The organism is Methanosarcina sp. DH2, from assembly GCF_020804225.1.
Taxonomy (GTDB): domain Archaea; phylum Halobacteriota; class Methanosarcinia; order Methanosarcinales; family Methanosarcinaceae; genus Methanosarcina.
On sequence record NZ_WJBI01000008.1, the window covers coordinates 1 to 8,129 of the forward strand.

4 protein-coding genes are annotated in these 8,129 nt (G+C 35.5%); all 4 read right to left on the bottom strand.

What is annotated here, in order from left to right:
* Positions 1–296: translation initiation factor eIF-1A (locus tag FXV91_RS10810; RefSeq protein ID WP_229390696.1), on the bottom strand; the 296-nt coding region annotated here is incomplete at its 3' end.
* A gap of 261 nt (positions 297–557) precedes the next feature.
* The gene (locus FXV91_RS10815) at positions 558–740 is read right to left on the bottom strand and encodes a CxxC-x17-CxxC domain-containing protein (protein ID WP_048134822.1); all 183 of its coding nucleotides are present in this window, start codon (positions 738–740) and stop codon (positions 558–560) included.
* A gap of 177 nt (positions 741–917) precedes the next feature.
* The gene (locus FXV91_RS10820; protein WP_229390622.1) at positions 918–6,626 is read right to left on the bottom strand and encodes a DUF3320 domain-containing protein; all 5,709 of its coding nucleotides are present in this window, start codon (positions 6,624–6,626) and stop codon (positions 918–920) included.
* Positions 6,627–7,929: 1,303 nt separating this feature from the next.
* Entirely contained in the window at positions 7,930–8,121 is a 192-nt protein-coding gene (locus tag FXV91_RS10825; RefSeq protein ID WP_229390697.1) for a CxxC-x17-CxxC domain-containing protein, read from the bottom strand.
* Positions 8,122–8,129 lie beyond the last annotated feature (8 nt).

Genomic DNA, 8,129 nt, shown 5'->3' on the forward strand with positions numbered 1-8,129 from the left:
ACCTGGGGCCTTGTGTATTTCCAGGTTACTTCGGCTTTGCAGTCCTGGACTTCCCATGGATTGGCTATTACAACGTCGCCTTCGCGTATCCACATTCTCTTCTTTTTAGAGCCCGGGATCCTGCCCATACGGACAATTCCATCCATACACTGAAGCGTTACCCTTTTCGAAACCAGTAAACTCGAAACCGTTGCCAGGACTTCATTTCTGTCCTTKCGAGGGATTCGTACYCTGGATACTTCAGGGTTATCTCCTGAGTTTACCGGTGTTGTAGATCCTAATCTTCTTTTTCTAATAGTGCTTCTGTAATTAGCCAGATTAATTCCTCCTTACTAAACTTTCAATTATTTTTTATGAGTTAAATATTGATTTTTATGAGTTCATGTCGAATTCATGCCGGCTCTTACTCTTTATGCCATTTTGTTCTTACTTTTTCCTGCTGAATGAAATGGAAATAAGTAAAGAAACAAAAAGAATGAACCAAAAACAAAAAGAAAAGATAAACCAGGTGTTAATGTAAATTCAATTACAAAATTAACACCTGATGCAGATTATTTTTAGAACTTCCTGTGGTTAGGAAGACATTCTCTGCAGTATACTGGTCTGCCTTCGGTGGGTTTGAACGGTACTTCAGTCTCAACACCACAGTCAGAACAGGTCACTTTTGTCATTTCCCTAGGTCCGCTGTTACCGCGGAAACCTCCGGAATTTCCCCTGAAATTTCTGTCATTAAAAGCCATTTTCGTTTCACCTCCGCTTTAGCGGATAGTCAATAGTTTAAAAAATAAGATTGTATACACCTTAGATTAAAAACAAAAATTGGTTTTTAATAACAGATTATACGTCTCTTTATCTTCAACACACATACATAGCAATTAAAATATATAAATGTTTCTATAAAAATGAATGCAAAACACTTAAAGAAGAGAACACTTTCCAGTTTCTCTGAAATATATCATTTCATTTGGCAATTTTACAAGGTAATCTTCTCTGATTAAGGACACGATTATGTTTTCGATTCTATTTTTAGCGTTCTGGCGTACAACTTTTATTCCAAGAACACGCGAAGTCTGAACTATGAGGTCCTCCTGTGCAGTAGAATACTGATTTGTAAGGACAAAACAAATAGCTTGAATGATTTCCTCATCACAAATCCATTCGATTTTTACTGATTTGTCCCCACAGCGTCTTCTCAATATACTTTTGTGTTCGGAATTTGGCTCGAGAAAATCATTTTTAACCAGGATCTGTTTCGATTCTTCTGCATATTTGATTACACTGCAGATTCTACTCTTCATATTGCCCCCAACACGTGCAATTCCAAAATGCATCTTAATACGTTGAATTAGTTCATCTGAGTGTATGGGTCCCTCATATTCCACGATATCTATGATTAATTGTTTTAACTGAGATATGGGGATGTCAGAAAAATCACTCGTAGATACACCTGCTAATGGATAAATTTTATATTCTTGAACTTTCTCTTCAAGATTATCCAGTGATTCAACCTGTGAAGTAAACTGATTGTTTAGAACTACTTTTTCATCATACTCGATTTCAAAAGTAGAGCTTTCATAAATGCTTCTTTCCTCTTTTTCATTAAGTATCAGGCATTTTTTCGCATTTTCGATTGTCTCTAATAACTTATATCCACTTTCCATCGGATGTCGGTACCAATCTGTTGACCATATGCGATAAAGACTCCAACCCAATCCTTCAAGAATCTGCTGACGTAATCTATCACGGTCTCTTGCAACCGGAGATGAGTGATAAGTAGCACCATCACATTCGATACCAATAAAATAGCGCCCCGGGTTACTAGAGTCAATAATTGCAAGATCTATTCTATAACCTGCACAACCAACCTGTTTGTGAACTTCATATCCATTGTCCCTAAGGAATTCATACACAGAATCTTCAAAAGGAGACTCAGTATCTTCTTTTACTCCTTCAATTGCGACAAGATTTTTTGTTTCAGCATATTCCAGGAAAATCTTCAAAGCCCGCAAACCGAAAGGGTCCTTCTCATCAATCCTCAAATCTCTGGAAGTGAAATTAGAGTATACAATACATTTTTCGCGTGCACGGGTGATCAGGACGTTTAATCTCCTTTCGCCCCCTTCCTTGTTAAGAGGGCCAAAATTTTTGTTTAACTTGTGATTTATGTCAAAACCAAATCCAATACTTATAAATATAATATCCCTTTCATCTCCCTGAATCGTTTCAATATTTTTGACAAAAAAATTCTCCCCTTTTTCATTTGTGAAGCATTTTTCCATTCCAGGATCATGGCGTAAAAGTTCCTCTATTTCTTCTTGTATTGCTTCCTGTTGTTTTGCATTGAAAGTCCCCACACCAATACTTTTAGAGGGAAAATGTTTATAGTGTTCCAGTACTGCTTTTGCAACTACGCGTGCTTCTCCCCGGTTACCACTACTTCCCCCTCTGTCATATATGGTATCCGGAAGGTGCACGAATTTCAATCCCAATTTATCATCATCGTGCATTGGTGACGGATAGACATAAAGCCGGTTATCATAAAATTCCTGGTTAGATACTGCAATTAACGTCTCATGCCTGCTCCGGTAATGCCAGCGAAGTGTTTTTGAAGGGAAGCTCCTTTTGCAAACATTGAGAATACTTTCCATATCACTATAAATTGCGTCGTCATCAAGGTCAGTGTCTGAGGTATCAGCAACGTGGTCAAAGAAGCTTGTTGGGGGAAGCTGGCGAGAGTCACCCATCACAACAACCTGATTCCCACGCAATAGAGCTCCAATTGCGTCTTCAGGCTTCACCTGACTGGCTTCATCAAAAACTATTACATCAAATTTTGTTGTTCTTGGGTCGAGGTATTGAGCAATTGAAAGAGGACTCATCATAAAACAAGGTTTGATTTTTTGGATTAATCCCCCGGAAAGAGTCATGAGTTTCCTAATTGGCATATGCCCACGTTTTCGATTAAATTCGTTTAAGAGAAAACCGGCTTCAGACCCACGGGAAGCTCCGGAACATACATTAGGTTTATTGCTATACGCTTCATGTGCGATACTTTGGCGATTTAGCAAAATAATTTTGCTGTCAAGTTCCTTGAATTTTTTGATCTTATTGTCCTGAAGTTCTTTAACAAATGCTGGCAGGATCTTTTTTTCTCTAAATGTAATTTTCAATAAATTGTCTGCGTAGTTACCTTTAAAAGCAGGCACAAGGTCATCAGCAAGGATTTCATCGTTATCTATAATATGAATAAAAGGTGCTGCAACTGTATTCAAACATTGTTTTCTATAATTTACAAATTGACTCCAGGTTATAAGTGACGACAATTCCGATTTCCATAACTCTAATTTATTTTTTAACTCTTCAAAGGGAACTCCTTCTATATTTTTTCCAAAAATTGTTACAACTTCTGTATTGAGCAGCTTAAACAACGAATTATTCTGAGCTTTTAAGTTATCTATTTTCTTTATTGTGCTACTGATGATTGAATTTAAATCATCTTTCTTAACACCTTTACTTACAATCTCAATACTTTTTTCTGAGAGTATGCCTTGGACCACATATTTTCTAAAGTAAGTGATCCATTTACTAAAATCTTCCAGGATTTGAGGATCCGCTTTTTCATTTTCCCAGTAAGTCCCAAAGAGAATCCCCCCCCTATTCTGCATATTGATTAGTTCTTTTCTATTTGTTTCAAATTCAAAGACAAGTTTTAGATCTGAGATAATGCCTTTATCATTTGATACTAACCCGGTTTTATAGAAACCTGAAACTTCCTGTTTCTTTTCAGATAACATTTTTATTTGACGAAGTAACCCATCAGTATCTTGTTCGAAAATGGAATCATTAAACGTGTTTTCTAAATATGAATTTAGATAATGATATCTCCTCAGTTTTGAAATAATTGCTTCAACTTCATTGTTTGGAGAATCCCATTCATAATTATTTAATACATTCTGGTCTATGCCTGCTCTCAGAAGCTCAACCATATTTTGTGAGAGTACACCCTGTGAAAACTGTTTCTTAAATAAGGAAATCAATTTGACAAATTCACCTAAAATGTCAGCATCAGTTAGTTCATTTTGCCAAAAAGTCCCAAAAAGGTCTTGCCCTCTTGATTGTATGTTTCTAAAATCCTCCAGTACCAGCTTCAATTCAAATACATATTGGAGATCCTGTAGAATTTTAGCATCGTTAGATGGAGGTTCCTGTAGAATTTTAGCATCGTTAGATGGAGGTTGTGACTTATAACAACTTAATATTTCACTCTTTAACTTTCGGTACCCTGGCCTCAAAAATTTTAGTAATCCTGCAGACGATGATTTAAATGAAACAATGTCTTTATCAATAATAGAATTCTCAAATTTTTTCTGTACTAAAGAGTTAAGCTCTTTGTATTTTTTTAGTTTTGATATAAAAGTCTCAGTTTCATTACTGACTTCGTCCCATTTTGAATTTTGTAAAAGATCCCCGCTAATTCCGTTACTTAGAATTATAGATGCTTTTACAGAAAGCTTTTCCACCACCAATTGTTTTTTGAAAGAATCCATCCATTTACTAAATTCTTCCAATTTCCGTATATCTGTTTTTTCACCATTCCACAGATTTCCAAATATCTGTAGCCCGCTTACCTGCCTACTCTCAATATAATTCTTAATTTGCTTCCATTCACGGATACATTCAAGATCAGAGACAATATCACTTTCTTCATGAGAAACCTGTGAAATATAAAAGTCTGAAGTTTCGCTTTTCTTTTCAACCAGGTACTTAAACTCATTTAATAAAGAATAAACATCAATTTCGAGTACTGAAGCGTTAAAAGACTCCTTTACAAAAGAATCTAAATCATGATCTCTTTTTAATTTAGACATAAGTTCTTCTGCTTCTTTATTTTGTGAGTCCCATTTCGGATTTCTCAGAACTTCTTCATCTACTTGATAGGAAGAAGCAACAACTTTCGCAGCATCAACAAAAGGAATGAGTTTATCTTCTGATAAAGGAATGTAGCCGCCAGTAAGATCTGCCAGATTTTTGATTAAATGTTCAAGATCCGTGATTGAGGTATAATAATCATCAATACAACTGTCAATTTCTTCAAGGTCAGATGGTAAAATGTCCTCAGGTTCACAGCTCTTCCAGGGATTGTTTAATACTGTTTTTATGATAGGTAGGAGTTCGGTTAGTTTTTCAAGTGTTGAAATTGCCTCGGTCCATTGCTCGTAATCCCATTTATCTGGATCGGAAAATTCTACCCTTAGCATTGACCTGTCGTTTTTCATGAAATAACGGCGAACTTTTTCTTTTAAGCCGTACATTTCATATAAAGAAAAGTTAAGTTTTCCAACTGATTGATTAAGTACCATTACATATCCATTGAGTTCTAATTTCATCTGATCCAAATTATTGATTTCGTGATCAAAATTTATTGATTTTGGAGCAGATCTGTTTAAAGTGCGCTCGAGTTCCGCAAGTACCTCTTTTTTCTTTGCTTTACGGCTATGGAGTTCCAGACATAAATCTCCCAGCCCTGTGTTATCTAGACGGCTTTTTACGACCTCCAATGCTGCCATCTTTTCACTAACAAATAATACACTTTTTCCCTGTTTCAATAACTCTGCAATTATATTAGTGATCGTCTGAGATTTTCCAGTGCCTGGGGGTCCTTCCACAACAAGGTTTATTCCAGTTTTTACATCTTCGATAGCTGCAATTTGTGAAGAATCTGCATCCAGAATATGATATGTATTTTTTGCAGAAAGCTTCAAATCAACATCTTTTTCAGAAAAACTCTGTTGATTTACGGAATCTTCTGAAGGATTGAATATTTTTTGAATAAGGGAGTGGTTAGTAGGAGATAAATTTTCAGGCCAGGTTTCAAGATCCAGGTCTCTGTACATAACGAATTTTTTAAAATTGAAAAAATCGAGATAAATTTCACTTAGAACGCTCCAATCTTTCTTATCAGATATAGCATTCAAAACAGACTGAAAATATAAGTCAATACCAGATTTTTCATCAGGCATTTCAAATTCCGGAAGTTCAACACCCTGTTCAGCAAGCTTTGCCTGTAAGGTGATCGATGTAAAAATATCGTCTCCGGTCCACTTTAAAATAAATTTACGGCTCACTCCTGAACGTTCAAGCTCAACAGGAACAAGAATAAGTGGGGCTTTACATACCTTTAAAGAATTTTTATCCTCAGTCCACTTTAGAAAGCCAAGAGCAAGGTATAGAACTGGATAACCCTGTTCTTCAAATACCGATTTTGCCTGATTATATACGTAGAATAGCTTTTTCCCAAGGTCTTCAGGTCCATAAGGAGTGTTAAGATAATCATCAAAATAATGATCAGGTCCTTCGGCCTCATTGATAATGGGAGCCCATTTGAGATCTGAGTTATTAACCTTTTCAGAATCAGACTTCAAATTTTCAGGACTATCAATATCTTTCGGTAAAAATTTCATAGACTTTTCTTGAAGGACGAATATATTGTATATTTCGCGGGGATGCTCATCTATTATTGGTATAGTTCGCCCTTTTGAAGGTTTATAATTGATTAAATTATTTCTGTAAGAAAGGTCCAATAGATTTTGACGCAGCAGTTCTAATTCTTTTTCTATTTCTACCATAAGAACCCCAGCCTAAAGTCTAAATTAAAAAGTCGATACTACATAAAATGGGTCGAACTTAATAAGCTTTTTGATCATGTTCTGCAGTTTAAAGGGATTAATTATTTTAAAAATGATGGTCAAAAAGGTATATCTTCAAAAAGGTATGTCTTGACCATGTTACATTACAACTTACATTTCGAATTCTGGCATATTTGTACAAATTCACAGCACAGAGGCGCCATTTTGATTACCTCATATTAGTAAAATTGCCAGTATCTGGAGATTATTATCCTACATTGACAGGGGATCGAAATGTGGATTACAGGGCAAAACGCTAGCACTTAATGTCAGTATCAAATATGTTGCTCTTCATGAAATCGACAGGATTAACTGAAGTACTGTACCGATAAGGTAAAACCAATTGACCCTGTAAGGTGCTCCTTATAAATCTGTAAAAATCACGGATTTGCCTAAAAAATTTACTGTATCGACAATGGGCTCCGAAATTCAGCGGCATTCCCCTTTTCTGCTTATGAAGGGAAGCTTGCAGAGAACCTGGCCTTTGTAGAGTTGAAGCGAAGAAAAGTAGAATTCTTTTACTGAAAGAAAAAAGAGAAGTGGATTTGTCATCAAAGGTAGGGATGGAACGCTTAAAGGTATAACTGCACCTGTACGGACCACGTAAAGGAAGGAGAAATTAATGCTCTTCTGGGATCCAAAGAGCATTTAGGAGAGAAGGTTTCCAGGTTAATAATGCTTACGAAGAATCTCGAAAAAGAAGAATATGAGATCAGCTATGTCCCTCTATGGAAATGGGTTCTGGAAATCAAATAATTGAAAGCTCAAGTTCCTGATGCAGACCACCGACCTGAAACAATATTTTAATTAATTTGAAAATTATAAGAGAAACTTTCATTTCCAATTTAGTAATTCATTTTTTGATGACTTTCTTTAATAATTTTCTTTAATGATTTTCTTTAATTGATTTTCTTTAATAATTTTCTTTAATAATTTTCTTTAATTGATTTTCTTTAATAATTTTCTTTAATAACTTTCTTTAACCCATAATTCACTGGAAAAATTCACTTGAAAATGTTATTTTAATCCGAAAACAATCATTCTGGTTAAAAAAGATATTGATAACTCTTGAAAAGCCCCGAGGAAATCTATCAACAAAAGTAAAACTGATTAGCCTGTAAAAGGTCAATTCTCAATCTGTAAAAGCTCTGGATTAAGAAAAAAGTATCTTTCGGGTTAAGGTATATTTAAAAAAGTGTAAAAGAAATAAGTGTTGATGTAACCTCAGTTACACGGACAACGCTTAATAGCGGTTTTCTCTGGGTGTCCTGTGGTTAGGAAGACAATCCCTGCAATAAACCGGTCTTTCAGGGTCAGGTTTAAAAGGTACTTCTGTCTCAACTTTACAGTCTGAACAGGTTGTCTTGTGCATTTCTCTGGGAGCGCCGAAGTTAGAATTAGAATTTCCTCTGAAGTTTCTGTCATTAAAAGCCATATTTGTTT

What these genes read in the sequence shown, in the direction of transcription:
- FXV91_RS10815 (WP_048134822.1), bottom strand. Translation starts at nt 740, where the DNA reads ATGGCTTTTAATGACAGAAATTTCAGGGGAAATTCCGGAGGTTTCCGC.
- FXV91_RS10820 (WP_229390622.1), bottom strand. Translation starts at nt 6,626, where the DNA reads ATGGTAGAAATAGAAAAAGAATTAGAACTGCTGCGTCAAAATCTATTG.
- FXV91_RS10825 (WP_229390697.1), bottom strand. Translation starts at nt 8,121, where the DNA reads ATGGCTTTTAATGACAGAAACTTCAGAGGAAATTCTAATTCTAACTTC.